This is a genomic window from Reichenbachiella sp., assembly GCF_965223055.1.
Classification (GTDB): Bacteria; Bacteroidota; Bacteroidia; order Cytophagales; family Cyclobacteriaceae; genus Reichenbachiella.
Map to the genome: position 1 here is coordinate 393,455 of NZ_CBDCVM010000005.1, position 18,451 is coordinate 411,905.

An 18,451-nucleotide genomic window follows, 5' to 3' on the forward strand; every position below is an offset into this window, starting at 1 on the left:
TGGCGCGCTTTTGTAAAGCGTGCCTCATCTATTCAAGTATTTGTAATGCGACTACATCAAGCATTTTATCTGTTGTCAATTTGCCCTAATTTGGCGACTCTTGGCATTACAATTGCCACGGAAAATAGGCACGCTTTGCAAAAGCGCGCCAGCATCAGAGCCGAACGGATTCCCCAGATAAACCGGGGAATGACGGTTTAAAATAGATGCTCTTACTCTACTACTTTCACCCACTGCCCTGCAGTCCGAGCATAGATAGAGTTATCATACATCGCCTCTATCGCCACAGCAGGTAGATAGAATTTGCCTTTGTAAGAAGCATTGAGTTTGACTTCGAATGTCTTCTTTTCATTAGGTTTCAAATCAAAGTACTGCATCACACGATCATCTCGAATGTCCATATAATCGGGCTGATCTCCGTTTCCTGCATCTGGCGTATAGTTCAATCGACTGTTGATGATTTCCCAACCCGATGGGAATATTTGAGTCAACGCCAAGTCCTTGTATTCTCCTCTTACGCCCAGGTGATGTACTGTTACCTGAGCAGTAAAATTGGCACTTTGATTTAGGTCAGAAACTGACAAAGACTTTCCATTTTGGTCTTTATAGCTCACAGTCATTTTTATGTTTTGAGCCCCAGCGGTTTCATTTCCTCCTAAAGGAATTCCTGTGCGAATAAGACGAGCATATAGTGGCGAACCACCTTTGTTTTTGATCACCACAGGCTGCGACTTTTCTTTCTCATCAATGAGAACTTGCGTGACGTATTTTCCTTTTTGGAAGCTCGCCACAGCACTGCCTACGTTCACTTCAAACTGCATGGCTTGGTTCAATTCCGCACCTTTGGTGTAGCTGGCTATAGCTACCAAGCTGTAAGCGGTTGTCTGCGTACTCATCCATCGGTCTTTGTCGCCCATGTGCTGTGCGATTTCTTCCAGTATCGTATAAGCTTCTTCTTTTCTCTCCAGCACCGACAGCGTTTCCAATATCATGGCGCGATCACGAAGTCTGGAACCATAGGTATAAGAGGGCCTGTCATATTTTTCTACCGTTTGAGACAGTCCATCGATCATGGTTTCGGCAGGGCCCTTATGTCCTGCGAGCGCATAGGCTAAGGCCAATCGCCATTTGGCCACAGTGCTGATATTGTCCATCTCTTTCATGCGGTTCATGGCTCCCAGTGCCTTTTCATCTGCCAGAGCTAATGTATAAAGCCTATAAGCCTGAATCAAATCGTTGTCTCTTCTGCCTCCTTTGGACCATTGGTTGGCTTGTCGCTTTTGGAATTTCGTCCATTTGCTCAGCAGTCCTTCTGGAACTGCATACCCTTTCTTCTTCGCTTCCAGTAAAAAGTGCCCAGCGTAGTTGGTGCCCCAGTCGCTTTCTTCTACCTGACCTGGCCAGTAAGACATCCCACCATTTACGGTTTGAAAACTACTCATGCGCTGGATGGCCGCATTGATATTGGAGGCGATTTGCTTTTTGCGCTCATCTGACAACGCAACAAACTCCTCTAAATACAACTGTGCAAAAACCGAAGAAGTCGTTTGCTCTATACAGCCATGCGGATATCGGATCAGGTATCGTAGTCTTTGCTCCAGATTCAACGAAGGCAATGACGAAAGCTCAATCAGTCCGCCATTTGTGCCCATCATGCCCAGGGGTGCATAGCTGGCAGTCCAGCTTTCGTTGGCCGAAATGAGCTGATCCTGAACATCCACGAGTTCAGGGTTAGATGCTCTCACATCTAATTCGATTTCATTATTCGCTGTAATATTTCCGCCTTTGGCACTGACACTGACTTTGGCGAAACCAAGGGCTTCAGCGGCTTTTACTTTGAAGTAAACCACTTTTTCTCCTGGCTTATCAAATGCTAGGGATTGATTTTTTTGACCAATCAATTTCAACTGCCCTTCTTCCTTTACGGAAACTGTGACTTGCTTGACTTTAGCGTCATTCACGAAAACGGTAACAGGCAAATCCATTTCTTCACCAGGGCCTGCCACTCTAGGTAGCGTGGCCAAAACCATGACTCCTTGTTTAACAGGAGTTGTTTGTTCTACAGATCCATAGGCGCCTTCATGTGCGGCTACCACCATGGTGCGTACACTGCCTACATACTGTGGCATGGTGATTTTGTGCGTGGCGGTTTCTCCCGCTTCTAGTTGAAATGGCCCTAGATACTTTACTACAGGTTTGAAGCGATTGGCCTTTTTGGCATCTTGCGCCTCTAGTGGTGCATCTCCACCAATCGCTAAGAGTCTTTCCAGCTTTCCTCCATAGGCGCCTATCACGTCGTCATATAAATCCCAGGTTTTCACGCCTAGTGCTTCTCTAGCATAAAAAGTTTCCCAGGGAGAAGGTGTTTTGAATTTAGTAAGGTCTAAAATACCATCGTCCACCATCGCTACCGAGTATGCCATAGTTCTGCCGTTTTGTTCACTTACTTTCACTTCAAACGTCTGCTCAGGATTCAATTCCTTGGGCATAGCGATCAGCGGTTTCAATGTGGTGTTGGGATCTACTACTTTGATAGATTGAACTCCGTACATTCTAATCGGCAGGTCGTTGGCCGTTTGAGCATGTGGTTGGATCAGACTGATGTGCGCATACACATTAGGCGACATGTCCGAAGTGGCCTCAAACTGAATAGCCGTGGATTTTTCTTCTGTTTCTACCCAGAAAGATTGGATGATCTTTTTACCAGTTTCCAAACTAACTAACACTCTTCCTCCTTTTGTACTCGGGAAGGTTAGCTTGATTGGTTCACCTACTTTGTAATCTTCTTTCTCCACTTCGAAGTTGAGCATGCTTACGCCTCCGGCATCGCCACGTTTGCCCTTTCCAGCCCAGCCTGGCCAGTCGACATATACTACCTGCCCTGCGCTATGACCTGATTCTGGGTCGGTTACTTTCACATAGTACCTGCCCCAATCCGGGTATTCAATTTTCAGATCCCATTTGCCCTGGCCGTTAGAGGTGTTGATCGTAGTGCTTTGTAGCGGTGTGTTGTAGGATCGGCTTACATAGTTGCCGATGTTGTCATAGCTGTTGTCCCACCACCATCGCCAATCGAGCTTGTACAGCTCCACCTCTATATTTTGTTTGCTCACGGGTTGGCCTTTGGCATCTACGGAGACTATTCGGATGTTGTGATCTTCATCGGTTAGTAGCATCCCTCGCTTGTCGCCTTCAGGCGCCTTCAATCCTACAAAAGAGGTATATGGATAATAGGGAATGCTGACTTGGTCGATACTGAAGTTGCCCCCTTCTTCGTAAACTTTGCCACTGAAAGTAGCTCTGAGTGCTCCCGGAGGATTATTTTCTACATACAGATCCAGGTTGACTTTGGCGAAGCCGTTGGCATCCAATCTGCCTGAGAACACCTCCTGCCTTTCTGCATAAAAGTATTTTGACTCATCATCGAAACTGAAACCTGGGTAATCTTCGAAAGTAGTTTTGACTGGAGACACAAACATTTCGTATTCCGCCTTGAGTCCGCCGGCTGTTGCGCCGTGTAGCCACTTTACATTAAGGTCTCCAGAAATTGTTTCGTCCAGTGCCGTCAATCGATCTCTTTTGAAGTCGAGATCAATCTTCAAGCGATTGGGTTTGATGGTTTCTATTTTTAAATACTTAGAGAAAGTGGCACCTCCAGCTTTAACCACGGCCTGCCAGCTACCCGTTGGGGCGTCAGCTGCGGTGGAGAGTTGGAAAGCATACATCCCGGAGATTGATTCCGTCTTTACAATTTTTTTGACTTGCTGTCCTTGTGGGTTGTTGAATTCTAAAACTACTGGGTAGCCATCTGGCAAAACATTCTCTTTGTCTTCTAAAATGAAAGTGAGATAGATGTCATCGCTTGGCCGCCAGACGCCTCGCTCACCATAAATAAAGCCTTTGACACCTTTCTGAATTTTCTGACCAGTGACATTGAAATTACTGAGAGATAAAGAGCTGCCATCATCTATTTTGAGATAGCCCATTTGGTCGCCCGATTTAGCAACCAGCAAAAAGGGTTTGCCCTTGATCTTGATTTTTGCTTGACCTTCATTGTTGGTCATACCAGAGCCAATCGCCTGTTGTTGATAATCATAAACTGCCAGACTCACATCTGAGAGTGGCTTTGTATCGAGCATATTGGTGGTGAATACGTGGAGGTCTCCGTGATCACTTCTTTTGGCTACCAAGCCCAAATCAGAAGCCAGCACCAGTTTAGTTGGCAAACTTCTGTACATGTAGTAGGAATCGTGGCAAGGATTTTCTCGTTCGCGCCAGTTGTAATTGTTGTAGGAATAATAGTTTTCATAATTATCCCAATTGCTGTTTTCCTCGGTATTGTCCCAGTTGTCCAGATTCTCTAATTCTCCTTCTTCCGCATTGGGACAGAAGTAAGCGGATTGTCCTTTTCGGAATCCTAATTTGATTTGATACATGGCTCCAGGCTGCACTTTGGTAAACTCTGCAATGTCTAGCGTATAGCGGTTCCATTGGTTTAAGTCAGTGACGCCTGTTTCCAAAAGGTTGATGGTTTTTCGGGCTACTGGCCGACCTACTCTGTTCAGTTCGTATTCGTCGCCCATGCTGTTGACTTGCAGGTATTGCAGGATGTTGTCTTCAAATATTTGAACCACAGTTACGTCTACTGCCTTTAGCCCCACAGCTTCAAAGGGTATAATTAGACCTTCTGAATTAGGAATGATGGTTCCACTATTCGCGGCCATTCTCACGTCAGGCTTGGCTTGAGTCAATTCTAATTCCTTAGAGAAATCCTCCTTGAGTGTGTAGCCTGCCGAGTTCTTGATTTTGGAAAAAATCTTAAGAGAGACGGTTCCTTCCACTTCGGCAGTTGGGTAGAGTTTTAGTTCGTTTTGGTCAATGACATATCTGGGTTGGTTGCTGCCTAGTGTGATGAAACCTTTCAGGTTTTGTTTGGGCATCAATGGGTCTGAAAACAAAACCGAGATGTAGTCCTGTGAGCCTCTCGCAATGTTCACGGAGAGCACTTTGTAATCATTGATAGAAGGAATTTCATAATCCAAATCGTCGGATTCTTTCACTCCAATTTTATCACCGTTCCAGGCGATGTTGACTTCACTTGGCTTTTCCCCTCTCTTCACATTTTCGATAATAAAGGAGTGACGGGTGGGTGATGTATGCGTCCAGGAGATGGACAGATTATTCTGATTTTGAGCAGCGCTGAGAATCTGCTCTACTGCTTTATTGTCCACGTCGTCGGCGGTTTGTACTTGCCCATTCAGTTTTACTTTAGACAAATCCTTTGAGTCGTACAAGGCCATGCCCAGCATTTTGACATCGAAGTTTTGTGGGATCGTACGGAAAGCAAATTTGAATTCGCCTTTGTCTTTGGAATCTGGCAGTATTTCTGCTAAGTCAAACTTGGCTGTATAACTGGCTCCGTTAGGCAGCTTTTCAGCGGGCTCAAATATGATGGTGCGATTGTCTTCCCAATAAGCCTTGCCTTGCAGGCTAGGTTCAAATTCAAAAAGCTCTGAGGAGACCACTGCGCCTGGTTTGACCTCTTCTAGCGGTTTGGCCATTTTGATTTTGATCTTCGACTGTGCCGAGATCACGCCTGAAGTGTATGCTGAGATATAATCTACGAACAGACTTTTGGCTTGGTCGAAATTAGGACCTTCTATTGGATTGTCTTTTTTTGAGCAGCTAAAAATGACTAGAGCTGCCGTGAAGGCGAGGAGGATTTTTTTCATGGTTGATTGCTTATGATAAAATGCGCTTAAAAATAGGGGATTGAAGGCGAATGCAAACAAGAGGATGCATAAGTTTTAAAATTACGCTGCGTAGAGAGCCCGTGGGGACACGGGCCAAGGCGAGGGGATTGGTGTTGAAACTTCACCCTGAACATTTCCAAAGTTCCGAACTTTGGAAATGTTGCTGATAGGGAGTTATCCTCATATGGGTTTGCTATTCATTTAAAGGTGAGTAAAACGATAAGAAAAAGTTGATGCAAGGTCTATCGTGGCAAATAGAATTTTCGAAGATTTCTTCAGTCTTTCGACTACTGTCGAATTCCTTCCGAAATGACCAAAAGGAGGTTCCGCTTCTAGTCTTATTTCACTAATTTTGCCGTCCAATAAAATTGGCGCAAGCCGCTCATACTAAGTACACAAAGGATGGAATTGAATGCACTCACGGCGATCTCGCCAGTAGACGGAAGATATAGAAGACATACCGCTCAGTTGGCTGAGTATTTTTCTGAATTCGGATTGATTAAATACCGGGTTCATGTGGAGGTAGAGTACTTCATTGCGCTTTGTCAGCACCCCTTGCCTCAATTGAAAGATGGGGACACTTCTGTATTTGGAAAGCTGAGACAGATAGTGGTGGAATTTTCTGAAGCCGATGCACAGGCGATCAAGGATATTGAAAAAACTACTAACCACGACGTGAAGGCTGTAGAGTATTTCATCAAAGGGAAATTTGATGAGCTAGGATTGGCCGAACATAAAGAGTTCATCCACTTTGGTCTGACTTCGCAGGACATTAACAATACGGCGATTCCGTTGCAATTGAAACATGCGATTGAGGAAGAGTACCTGCCATTGATCAATAAAATTACAGACACCTTGATGGGCTTGGCTGAAGAATGGAAGGACATTCCGATGTTGGCCAAGACACACGGTCAGCCAGCTTCACCGACTATGCTGGGCAAAGAAATCTTGGTTTTCCATGAGCGATTGACGCAGCAGATCAATATGCTGGATGGTGTGAGATATGGTGCCAAATTCGGAGGTGCTACGGGTAATATGAATGCCCACCACATTGCCTATCCAGAAATCAATTGGATCAAGTTTGCCAACAATTTTGTGGACAACACTTTGGGACTTAGAAGAAGCTATCCTACAACTCAGATCGAGCACTATGATGATATGGCTGCTTTGTTTGATAATCTAAAGAGAATCAATACGATCTTGATTGATTTTGCTAGAGATATCTGGCAGTACATCTCTATGGGCTACTTCAAGCAGAAGATTGTAAAAGGGGAGGTAGGGTCATCGGCCATGCCACACAAAGTAAACCCTATCGACTTCGAAAATGCGGAAGGAAACTTGGGAATTGCGAATGCTAATTATGATTTTTTATCTGGCAAATTGCCTATTTCAAGATTGCAGAGAGATTTGACTGACTCTACGGTCCTAAGAAATGTGGGAGTGCCGGTGAGCCACTCTTTCATCGCGCTGCGGTCATTGGAGAAGGGCATAGGTAAGCTGGAGTTGAACCAGCATGCTATAGAATATGATCTCGATCAGAATTGGGCGGTAGTCTCTGAGGCTATTCAGACCATATTGAGAAGAGAGGCCTATCCAGAGCCATATGAGGCTTTGAAGGCTTTGACTCGTGGCAATCAGGAGATCACACATCAGGTGATTAAGGATTTCGTAGACACATTGGACGTTTCGGATGAGTTGAAGAAGCAGTTGAAGGCTATTACTCCGTTTAATTATACTGGGATTAATCCTTTGGGATAGGTCGTGTTATAAACGCTTTTTTCGGATAACCTCGTTGCAAACGAGGAAAACCTTAAATCCCCCTAACCCCCTTTTTCTAAGGGGGAAAACTCCTTCTTTGATATGAAGTGCAATTCCCTTGACGAGCAAAGGGAATAACGGCTAACATTTTGCTTGCCGCATTTATTGCGGCATATGTTTTGGATACTGCTGTTATTTCTTGCAGGTTGCGGGACAGGCCCGCGAATAGGTGCAACTACCCCCTGCGATCTCCGCTGGTCATGGCGCAGGCTTTGAAGCGTTTGTTGACCGTGGCTTTCCACCAGGGCCCTTTGGTGAAGAAAAGGATGGTTTTGGTAGAGGTGTTTGTTCTAAATCTGCGCCACCATGGGCCAAAGCCAGGCTCAGGTCTGTGTTCGATGCCATATTCGAAGCCCATTTTGTGAGTCACTTGCAGTGCGCATGGATTGCCAAATAGTACCTTTCCTCCATCTTTTACATAAATGTAGCGATAGGACTTTTCCTCTGGGAAATTGCTTTTCTTGTTCTCCTTTACTTTTTTATTCACCTTTCGGGTGGGCAAATCTTCTTCAATAGGATCTTGCGCCATGGCATCTATATTTCCAAAGAGCAAACCAATAAATAAAAGAAGAAGATAGGGCTTCATTTTCAGATTAATCAATTAACAAGACAAGATATAAACTGAATACCAAAGTAGATAGTGCGTTAAAGGGAAATTATTCCTTCGATTTTTGCGGCTTCTTTATAATGCCCAATTATTTCATCACTAGAAGCCGCCATCACCTTGACTGTTGTACTGATGTATTTTCCTCCGCTTGACGGTTTTTGTACTACCTCATGTTTTGGGAATAGCTTTTCTATTTGCTCCACCTGATCAGGCTTTACTATAAACTTATAGACATATAGCGTTGGGAAGCTATGTGTACTGTCTAATTTTTCTTTGAAGGAGTCTGTCGAATGGTCCATATAAACGAAAAAAGTCTCGATCCCGATTCCGATAGCTATCGGAATCGGGATCGAGACTTTAAATTTAAAAAATTTATTGACTAAAAGAATTTATATCTTTCGTCTTTGATTTCTGCTAATTCTTTGATCGTTTGGTCTGTGCTATAAGCCACTCGCCCTTGACGCTGCTGCAACACTTGTGTGCGGTACGACTCATAGTCAGAGATTTCAGGAGCTTCTATCTTATTCACCATTTCGATAATTATTACTCCATTGTCAACGGCAAAAGGTTTTGTCGTCTCCCCGTTTTCCATTGAGAATGCCACGCCTACTGCTTCAGGAGCTAATCCAACACTCTTCAATGAATTGCTGCTCAATTTAAGAGCTGGCATATTGTAAACTTTAGCACCTTCTCCATATCCGGCTGCAATTTCATCCATTGTTCCAGACAACCCATTCAGTTTTTCAGTAATGATGGTCGCTTTTTTCACATCTCTTACTTTTTTAGTGATTTCAAACCTTATAGACTCAAGATCAGCAGGGCCTTCTTCTTGTTCTCCAGTTATCACTGCAATAACGTACTGATCATCTATTTCAAATACATCAGATACATCTCCTAGGCTAGCGGTATTGTATGCCCAATAAACGATACTTCTACCTTCAACTATTCCAGTGATTCTTCGATCGTTCTTACTAACTCTTGTTACAGTTTTGATAGATAATCCTTTTTCGTTTGCAGTTGATTCGAATTCTTCAATGTTCGAAGCGTTCAACGCAAACTGCTCAGCATCTCTATAGTACTTGTTTCTTGTATCGTCGCTTACGAAAAGCTCTAAGGCCACTTTCGCGATTTTGTAAACTACGTTTGTTTTGGTTTCAGTTACATCAATGATGTGGTAACCAAACTGCGTTTCAACAACATCGCTCAACACTCCTTTTCTCGAAGCACCATAAACAGCCTCTTGGAACGGAGCAACCATTGCCCCATCAGAGAACCATCCTAAATCCCCTCCTTTAGAAGCGGTACCATCTGTACCATGTAATCTTGCCATTTCTGCAAAGTCAGCACCATTCTTGATTTTTCTCAAGACGTCTCTTGCTTCTTTTTTAGCTTTCGCTTTTTCTGCATCACTGTCGCTAGCCCACTTGAAAAGAATGTGACTGGCTCTTGCAGAATAAGTATCGCTTGGTCTCATGCTGGCTACTTTGTAAATCACATAGCTGCCATTTTCTACTACAGGGCCAACGAAAGCACCTGATCCCATTACAACATCTTCTCCCTGGAAAACTGCTGGAAGTTGTCCTGGTGTGTAATTTCTAAATGCGTCCGATGCGTCCGAGTTTACCACTGCAAATGTTGAATCATTATCTGTACTGATCAATTGTGCTTTAAGCTGCTCAATTTGTTCAACAACCATAGCGGTGTCATTGGCTGAAGGAACCACATCAAATGAAACATACTTCAAAGATTTAGATTCGTCTCTTTGGTATTCTTTTTCATTATCACTTAGGTAAGTGCTCAGTTCGCTGTCTGAAACCTCGATAGCTGTGTCTGCCATAGATAAGAATGGCACATACACATAGTTGATTTCGGCAGTGTTCGATTCGTTTTGATACTTGAACTTGGCTTCCGCTTCAGTGGCGTAGTTCGTTTTGATCAACAAGTTGTCAAATTTCAGTCTTAACCTTCCTGGTCCTAAGTTCTTTTCGAAGTTGTACCAGTTTGCACGTTGTGCCGGAGTTTGCTCTCCAAGACTCTGTAAAAAAGTGATCACGTTGTCCTTGCTAAACTCGCCAGTTTCTGGGTCGGTGAAAGCTTGTCTGATTTCACGGCTGATATTTTCTCCCTGCACCATGTCAACAATTTCTTCGTCAGAAACATCTAGACCGATGGAGTTGAACTCGTTTTTGAAAGCGTACTCGGCAACAAGTGCATCCCAGGTGAGATTGCGGATGCCAACTAAGTCATTTGAGGTCGGTGTCCGTCTATTAGACTGTGCCCAGTTGTATTCTATCTCGTCTTGCTTAGCAAGAAAGTCCTGATAGGAAATTGTAGTGCCAGCGATCTCGCCAACATTAGTTTTAGAATTGCCAAGTAAAGTTGAATTCGGGCCTAATAGGTCGGCGCCCACGAATGCCACGATTGAAAATCCAATTAGGAAAACAATGATCTTACTCCCCTTCTCTCTTAGCGTATTTATTGCTGCCATTGTATAAAATTGTTTAAAACGAAGCGCAAAATAAGCAAGACTGATGTTAATATCAAAACTTTTCCTATGCTTAGGAAATTGATTGTCACGGAGTTAAGTTCGGTGGATTTATTTTTAAGCGAACCTTTTCGATTCTTGCTTCTTCCATTGAAAGAATTTCCATAGAAAACCCTTCTATTTCAATAATTTGACCCTTTTTTGGTAGATTCTCATTGACTGATAAAATCAACCCACCTAGTGTATCGAAATCTCCTTTGGGGAGCACCCAATTATAGGTTTCATTTAGATAGGTGATTTCTTGCCGAGCACTGAGGATATATTCCTGATCATTTAGTTTTTCCTCCAACAAATCACTCTCATCATGCTCATCATGTATTTCGCCAAAGATCTCTTCAATAATGTCTTCGATACTGACAATACCAGATGTGCCGCCGTATTCGTCTACTACCAAAGCCAAAGTTTTATGATCGGTGATCATCTGGAGCAACAATTCATTGGCCGCCATGGTTTCTGGCACAATGATAATTTTAGTCAAGATGCTTTTAATGTCGGTTGGTTTTTTAAAAAGCTCCAAGGAGTGACAATAACCAATGACATCGTCTATAGACTCGTTATAAATGATGATTTTGGAATGGCCGCTCTCTATAAACTGATTTTTTAACTCTTCGATACTTGCATTGACATCGATGGCTATTATTTCAGTACGAGGTATCATACACTCGCGTACTTTAACAGTCTTGAAATCAAGAGCATTATTAAAATATTTTGTATCTACATCTTGTTCGGCTTGATCTATTCGGTCAGCTGCTATTTTTTTGATGTAATTGTTTAGGTCAGTTAAACCAAAAACAGGGATTTCATCTGAATAATTGAGGCGAAGTAGTTTGACAATGAAGAATTTACTCGCAAAAACTATCAGAAAAACTGCAGGGCTAAGGATGTAATAAATGATCAAAAATGGAACAGCCAAAAAGGACAACAATCGATAGGGGTTGACTAGGAAAATACTTTTTGGGATGTATTCTGCTGTGAATAAGACAATTATTGTTGAAATAATAGTTTGTAGCAACAGAATCAAAATGTCATTTGAAAACTGAGTGGGAAGTACCCGCACCAACCAAGGGTCGAGCAACATGGCCATGAAAATACCATAGATCACCAGAGTCAGGTTGTTTCCTATCAAGGTAGTCGCAATAAAGTTTGATGGTTTTCGAGCAAACTTGGATAGTATTCTGGCAGATAGTGTTCCTTGTTGGCCTTGTAGTTCTATGTGTAGTTTGTTGGTCGTGATGAATGCAATCTCCAGCCCTGAAAACATGGCGGAAAAAAAGACACACACAATAATTACACTTACCAGAAATGGATCCATTTGACTATTTCTTGTCTTTTCTTAATTTGTATAAAAGTATAAGAGAAATACTTACCATAAAAATCCAGTAAGAGTGCATGAAACCTAGCGTCATAGTTTGGTGTAGACCAATAAGAAACAGCGCGGCCGAAAAAGTAAGAATAATTATCTGTAAAAGGCTCATAGTGTTTATTCAACTGGAGTGTTTGGCGTCGGCATGATAGACATCACTCCACTTGGTTTTAGTATGGTATATTCTGCGAAATCCTGACTGGCTTCTAAGCCTTCTCCAGTCATCACCTCATCTTGTGTTTTAATGGTCACAAAATTGTCTGTATAAATCTGCTCCTTTTCCGGGTCCCAGTTAAGTAGTTCTGTAGATAATTCGTCTCCAGAAAATAGACTTCTCATAATAACATTGCCCTCAGCTTTGTAATAATCTTCTTTGGAAAAGTAATAACCCTTATCTGCAACAAGTGTAGATGTGACAAGCCCAATTGGACTATAAAACCTGAGATAGATACCATCTGGAAAATCACGATCTTCATTAGATAGCACTAATTGCGTACGTGCAACTAACCGAAGTTTGATAATGGCAGAGTCCGATACCAACATGTCAATATTGCGCATAGCCACTTCTGGCCCGTCGTAGATTTCGTGGTCTATTTTCTTTTGCTCCTTGCAGCTGGCAAAAAAACTAATTATGCAAACAACAATCATTACGTTCTTCATCGAAGCAAAAGTCATCATTTATACAAAAATAAAAAAGCACTCTGAAGGGCTTGCCACCTCCAGAGTGCTTCTCATCAGTAAATATTTTCTATTTCTAAGGTCTTCTCTCGAGAACAACTGTTTCGTTGATCCAACAACCAACAGTCATTGACTGGCCTTCTGTAAGTCCCAATTCAAAGATTTCTTCAATAGAAGGAAACTGCTCTTTGGCAGCAGTCATCGCTTTAGAATCTCCAGCTCTTTTGAACTGATTGTACGCAGCAATAAACACCAAACGGTCATCTACTTTGCTTACTCCAGCTCTACATTCTTTGTAGCTATGCATATAAAGATTTCCTATAATGGAATATGCTTTTTTAGCAGAAGGGTCATTAGCCAGTGCTTTTCTAGCGTTGGTTCTAGCTGCCGACTTGTTGTCATTAGAAGCATACATCTGCGCCATGCTCATATAGATTTCAGATTTTTTAAGGTTATCCTCTGTCAAGTTCAATGCTTGTGCATAATACTCTCCTGCTTTACCCATATCTCCAGATGAAGCATGTTTCATTGCGATAACTTTCGCTAGTCCAAATGCAGGCTCACTATTGTAAACCAATTCAGCGGCTTCTACAAAAGTAGGGCTGTCTGAACATTTTGCAGTAAGCATGAGTTGAAACACTTTCTTAGCCATTTTTGGATCTTGGCTTTCTCTCATTTTAGGAGCAAGTTTGTCTTCAACAAACGCACAATCCACGGTCACAGTAGCGGTCAAAAGCTTGTCTACATTGGCTTGGATTTTTTCTAAACGAGGAACGTTTCTGCCTTTGGCAATTTTGCCATCAATTACGTCAGAGATCATTCCGTATCGATCAATCACTTCTTCATCGGTGATCGCCCCGCCACTCAATTTGTATCTTCTGACTACATCCATGTAGGCCATCAAGTTATTATCCAATGTTTTGGCCTTATTCATTTCGAATGTTTTGTCGAAAAGGGTCATCAGTTCTTGATACTTAGACTTAGTGCCTTTGTAATATTTGTATGCTGAGAAAGCTTTTCTGTTTAGAACGTTGGCTTCATCTCCAAAATATTTGATTCTTTCATCATACATCTTGAGTGCCATTTCCTGATATTCGAGTTTTTTTGCAGCATCCTTTTCAGCATCTACTAGCCCTTCATATATTTTGGCACCATTTATATATAAGGATTTATTTAGGTCAGGACAATTGTCTAACAACCATTGATGCGGTGCTACTGCAGTTGCAAATTGCTTGCTTTTAACGGCATCAACGTAAAGTGCATTTTTTTCTTTAGCCGTCTCTACGTCTTCAGGCCATTTCCACCCCTGCTGTGCAATTGAGATCGTATTTACCGCAATAAATAATCCTAATAGTACTAGCTTTTTCATATTTTTTAATTTTAATAGTCTTTCTCCGTTTTTCTAAAAACAGCCTCAAAGCCGGTTGGTTTTCACAAAAGAAAGCGCAACATAATAATTAATTGTATTTTCTTCTAACAAACCAGCGATCATTGATCGTTGCTCCAAGAACAAATTTGAAATATTGCTCTTTTACGAGGGTCCCTTCTGTCTCGCCGCGCTGCCCATATTTAAAGGCCATATTAACTGCAGAAACGCCCTTGACTGGTAGAGACCAGCCAAAATTGATGCCAAAATTGTTTATTGACTTTCCTGATATTACATAGGGCTCCTGTTTGAAGTCCAATCCTATTCGATATTTTATTCTTTTCAAGTAGCTATTTACATCATTGTACTTGGGAATAATTTCAAAGCCCAAAGCCACCGACCATGTACTTCTATATTCTTCGCTATCACTAGGTATTCCTGAGTTGTCAAAGGTAAATCCTGCGCTTTTATTCCAGAATGACCTTTTTACATCCAGGCCAATGCTTAGTTTGTTTAGTTTTTGCCAAGAGAAACCAAGGCCTAATTTTGAAGGTAGGTGGTAATATCCTGTTTCGCTATTGATTAAGGTATCACCTTGTACTGTAGCCCCTGTGGTTGACTCTACTTCCAGTCGTTCCAATCTTTTTCCTCCCATATCTCCTCCCAGGTCATATATGGCACCAAAATTCAAAAGGTCGTTGTCCGATATTTTTTTACTGTAGGATAATCCCAGGCCGACATCGAAAGTAGAAAAGTTTGTTTTTTCATAGACACCTGTAGGAAACTGTTGCTGTATGCCCTCTCCTTCTAGGTATGTTGCATTTCTTGATTCGACTAATCCGAACAAATAAGACAGTCTTAGCCCTGCTGAAAATTCTTTAGTGATTCGATAACCATTTGAAAAATACACTTGATTGATTCCTCCGCTGCCTTCGAAGTTTATAATGGCATCTACATTTGTATTAGGCACATCTTCTCTTGCAGAAAAACTATAGTTCACAGAACTATAAGGCATAAGGCCTATGTTTGAAGTCCACTTACCGTTAATGATTGGAAAAGCGAATGTCAAGTACTTAAACCCCCCACTTCCTACTTTGACAGAATTGAAATCGTTTGATACAGTTCTGTTTTCTGCTTCAACTCCTATTTCAAATACTGTAAATGAGTTGTAAACAAGTAGTGCAGGGTTCATATTGTTGATATGCCATACCGAAGGACTAGCTATCCCAATGCCACCCATTGCATCATTATTCGAAAGGCTCATATCGTTCAAATCCCCAATTCCAATGGATGAATACGGGGAGTAACTGTGCTGTGCTAAAACAAATTTGCAGCTTAAAAAAGCTGCAACAATCATCATCCATTTAACTCTTCTCATTGTACTCCAATATCCTGTTCAATCCGATCAACACCAATTTAGGGGATGCAAAGATGGTTGCTTTTAATTTAGATTCAAAACTATTTGCTGCTCTGCCACACATAATCACTTCTAAATCAGGCCATTTGGACTGATAGCGACTTATTATCCCATCAATTTCTGCTAATACACCGTTTACGACACCACTAACCATGGCTTGTTCTGTACTTTCTCCAATCAATTCATGTGAATCGTAATTAAAGATTAATGGAAGTTTTTTAGTGTAATTATTCATTGATTTGAATCTAAGATCAATACCTGGAGAAATACTACCACCATGGTATAAGTTCTTTTTATCCAAAAAATCATAGGTAATGCATGAGCCTATATCTATCACTAAGTTATTCTTACTGTTATTGATACATTCTGCACCAGCAAGTGCAGCAATTCTATCCACCCCAAGTGTGTTTTTTGTTTTATAATGATTCTCGAAGGGAATAGGTGTGCTGGCTTCTAAAATAAATATCTCTGAGTCAGGTAATTTTTCCTTAAGGGAATGTTCATGACCTGCAACAGAACAGGCAATGATCCGTGAAGGTTGAATTTCATTTACCAAATGAGTTATATCCTCAACATTTTGAAATACCCAATCCTCTTCTAGCAACCCCTCTCTAAAAAGACCCACTTTGATAGAAGAGTTGCCGATGTCTATGGCTATATTAGGAGAGTTATCATTCATGTTCTATGGCAAGACTTATTGTACTTTTTCTATACTGTGAAATTAATGGGAGAACTTATTACGTACAATAATTGTAAAATATTAATACTACACGTTTGGTTTTATCTGAACAGATAATATCTTTATTACATTGTTAGGAACCTGCTATGAGAAGATTTAAAAATTTACATCTTGAAACTAAAATGATCGGTTCAGATTTAATATAATTGCCCTCATTTATTCTTTAGCAGTATGTACAAATATTTGGTGCTTTTTATTTTGTTGAGTTTCTCCTTTCAGGGGCATGCCAGCAATATAGAATCCAATACTCTGGAAACGAGTCTTGTGGAAGCACCTGCTCCTGTAACCAATATGGCCGAAGTGGCCAGTGATGATGCCCATCATCATGCGCCAGCCTGGAGTGTCATACCATTTGCTCTGTTGCTAATAATGATTGCTACAGGCCCATTATTCTATGAGCACTTCTGGCATAAAAATTACCCGATTGTCGCTTGTGTATTAGCAGCAATGGTCGTGCTTTACTATTTATTTGGTTTACACAATGTGCACGCACCGGTTCATGCTCTGGCAGAGTACGTCCAGTTCATCGCCTTGCTCAGCGGGCTTTTTATTGCTTCTGGAGGTATCATGATCGAAGTGGATAAGGAGGCCAAGCCGATGACTAATGTGATCATATTATTGATAGGTGCTCTTATTTCAAATGTTATTGGAACAACAGGCGCTTCTATGCTTTTAATTCGCCCATTTATTCGATTGAACAAAAATAGAATTAAGCCTTACCACATTATCTTTTTCATTTTTATGGTAAGTAATATTGGAGGCTCTCTTACGCCAATTGGTGATCCGCCGTTGTTTCTTGGGTTTCTAAAAGGGGTGCCATTTTTCTGGACGCTGAAGCATAATTTGTTGCCATGGATTTTTGCTTGTCTGGCATTGGCTGTTGTGTTCTATTTTACAGACAAAAAGAACAAATCAGATTACAGCTTTGGTGAAAGCACTCACCAGCCATCGAATACGGTCACTTTCGTGGGCACCAAAAATTTCTTGTGGTTGGCAGTCATTGTTGGAGCTGTTTTTCTGGATCCGAATGTATTGGATTGGGTGCCGGCGATTCATTATGATGGACAGAAGTTCTCTTATATTAGAGAAATCATTATGCTTACCTCTGGCTTTCTTTCCTATAAGTTCGCGAATAAAGAAGCCTTGCAATGGAATGAGTTCAACTTTGAGCCTATTCGAGAAGTAGCTTTTATATTTATTGGCATTTTTGGCACTATGATGCCCGCGCTGGAATTGGTTGGAAACTTTGCTCAGTCAGATGCAGGTGCAGCTATGATTACGCACAATACTTTATATTGGGGAACTGGGCTACTGTCTGGCTTTCTGGACAACGCACCAACCTATATTAACTTCTTGACTGCAGCACTGGCATCGCAAGGTGGATCGATCACAACTATGGCAGATGTGGTAGGATTCTCAAATGGAGAGTTCGTAAACTCTATCCTATCCTTGAAGGCCATATCAGTTGCAGCTGTATTTTTTGGATCCATGACCTATATAGGAAACGGTCCAAACTTCATGGTAAAATCTATAGCAGAACAGGTGGGAATAAAGATGCCATCTTTCTTTGGCTACATCATTAGATTTTCTATTCCTATCCTACTTCCACTATTTGTGATTGTCTGGCTAATCTTTTTCTACTGGGGAATACTCTAATCTAAAGGGCCAACATTTTTATAGCGGTGATGGCTGCTTCGTCTCCTTTGTTGCCATGTTTACCCCCGGCTCTATCTGTTGCTTGCTTTTGATTATCTGGAGTCAGTACTCCAAAAACCACAGGTTTATCATACTTTAGAGAGACATTCGTAATACCATGAGCAACGGCGTCACAGATGAAGTCGAAGTGTCTGGTTTCTCCCTGAATCACACAGCCTAGGCAGATTACAGCATCTACATCATCTCTTTGGGCAAGTTTCTGTGCGCCAAGACTAAGCTCGAAACTTCCTGGTACATCGACCCTAACTATATTGTTCGGCTGGGCTCCATGCTGTTTTAATGTTTCAATCGCTCCATTGTAAAGTGACTCTGTTACTTCTTCATTCCATTCCGATACTACTACTGCAAATGTCTTATTGGAGATATCAATTACATTTTTTGAACTATAGTCGCTGAGGTTTTTAAGGTTACTTGCCATGGGTCAATTTTTATTGAGAAATAAAAAAGGG

12 protein-coding genes are annotated in these 18,451 nt (G+C 41.6%); 2 read left to right on the top strand and 10 right to left on the bottom strand.

Going from position 1 to position 18,451, the window contains the following annotated elements:
• Positions 1-212 precede the first annotated feature (212 nt).
• Positions 213-5,732, bottom strand: coding sequence for an alpha-2-macroglobulin family protein (locus ACOQO5_RS04650; protein WP_420580522.1), 5,520 nt, complete (start codon positions 5,730-5,732; stop codon positions 213-215).
• A gap of 423 nt (positions 5,733-6,155) precedes the next feature.
• Here ACOQO5_RS04650 and purB point away from each other — a divergent pair, with 423 nt between their 5' ends.
• On the top strand, positions 6,156-7,511 hold the full coding sequence (gene purB, locus ACOQO5_RS04655; RefSeq protein ID WP_420580523.1) for an adenylosuccinate lyase: 1,356 nt from the start codon (positions 6,156-6,158) through the stop codon (positions 7,509-7,511).
• A 235-nt stretch (positions 7,512-7,746) separates the two neighbouring features.
• On the opposite strand, the gene ACOQO5_RS04660 is transcribed toward purB, so the two are convergent.
• The 8 genes from ACOQO5_RS04660 to ACOQO5_RS04695 form a co-directional block, all read right to left on the bottom strand.
• On the bottom strand, positions 7,747-8,157 hold the full coding sequence (locus ACOQO5_RS04660) for a hypothetical protein (protein ID WP_420580524.1): 411 nt from the start codon (positions 8,155-8,157) through the stop codon (positions 7,747-7,749).
• A 59-nt stretch (positions 8,158-8,216) separates the two neighbouring features.
• The gene (locus tag ACOQO5_RS04665) at positions 8,217-8,477 is read right to left on the bottom strand and encodes a DUF493 family protein (RefSeq protein ID WP_420580525.1); all 261 of its coding nucleotides are present in this window, start codon (positions 8,475-8,477) and stop codon (positions 8,217-8,219) included.
• Positions 8,478-8,557: 80 nt separating this feature from the next.
• Positions 8,558-10,666 (bottom strand): SurA N-terminal domain-containing protein, encoded by a 2,109-nt coding sequence (locus tag ACOQO5_RS04670; protein ID WP_420580526.1) that lies wholly within the window; start codon positions 10,664-10,666, stop codon positions 8,558-8,560.
• 85 nt (positions 10,667-10,751) lie between these two features.
• Positions 10,752-12,035 (bottom strand): hemolysin family protein, encoded by a 1,284-nt coding sequence (locus ACOQO5_RS04675; protein ID WP_420580527.1) that lies wholly within the window; start codon positions 12,033-12,035, stop codon positions 10,752-10,754.
• A gap of 168 nt (positions 12,036-12,203) precedes the next feature.
• A complete protein-coding gene (gene lptC, locus ACOQO5_RS04680; RefSeq protein WP_420580528.1) occupies positions 12,204-12,746 on the bottom strand; it encodes an LPS export ABC transporter periplasmic protein LptC in 543 nt (180 codons plus the stop codon).
• Between the two features lie 94 nt (positions 12,747-12,840).
• Complete coding sequence (locus ACOQO5_RS04685; RefSeq protein WP_420580529.1) at positions 12,841-14,133, bottom strand: hypothetical protein; 1,293 nt, start codon at positions 14,131-14,133, stop codon at positions 12,841-12,843.
• An 88-nt stretch (positions 14,134-14,221) separates the two neighbouring features.
• Complete coding sequence (locus ACOQO5_RS04690) at positions 14,222-15,508, bottom strand: hypothetical protein (protein ID WP_420580530.1); 1,287 nt, start codon at positions 15,506-15,508, stop codon at positions 14,222-14,224.
• Positions 15,495-16,226 carry a type III pantothenate kinase gene (locus ACOQO5_RS04695; protein ID WP_420580531.1) on the bottom strand — a complete coding sequence of 244 codons (732 nt, stop codon included), beginning with the start codon at positions 16,224-16,226 and terminating at the stop codon, positions 15,495-15,497. The genes ACOQO5_RS04690 and ACOQO5_RS04695 overlap by 14 nt, the downstream gene beginning before the upstream one ends.
• Before the next feature lie 231 nt (positions 16,227-16,457).
• On the opposite strand from ACOQO5_RS04695, the gene ACOQO5_RS04700 reads away from it, so the two are divergent.
• Positions 16,458-17,942: a sodium:proton antiporter gene (locus ACOQO5_RS04700; RefSeq protein WP_420580532.1), complete on the top strand. Its 1,485-nt coding sequence runs from the start codon at positions 16,458-16,460 to the stop codon at positions 17,940-17,942.
• A 1-nt stretch (position 17,943) separates the two neighbouring features.
• Here ACOQO5_RS04700 and ribH read toward each other — a convergent pair whose 3' ends face one another.
• Positions 17,944-18,420, bottom strand: coding sequence for a 6,7-dimethyl-8-ribityllumazine synthase (gene ribH, locus ACOQO5_RS04705; RefSeq protein ID WP_420580533.1), 477 nt, complete (start codon positions 18,418-18,420; stop codon positions 17,944-17,946).
• Positions 18,421-18,451: the final 31 nt, after the last annotated feature.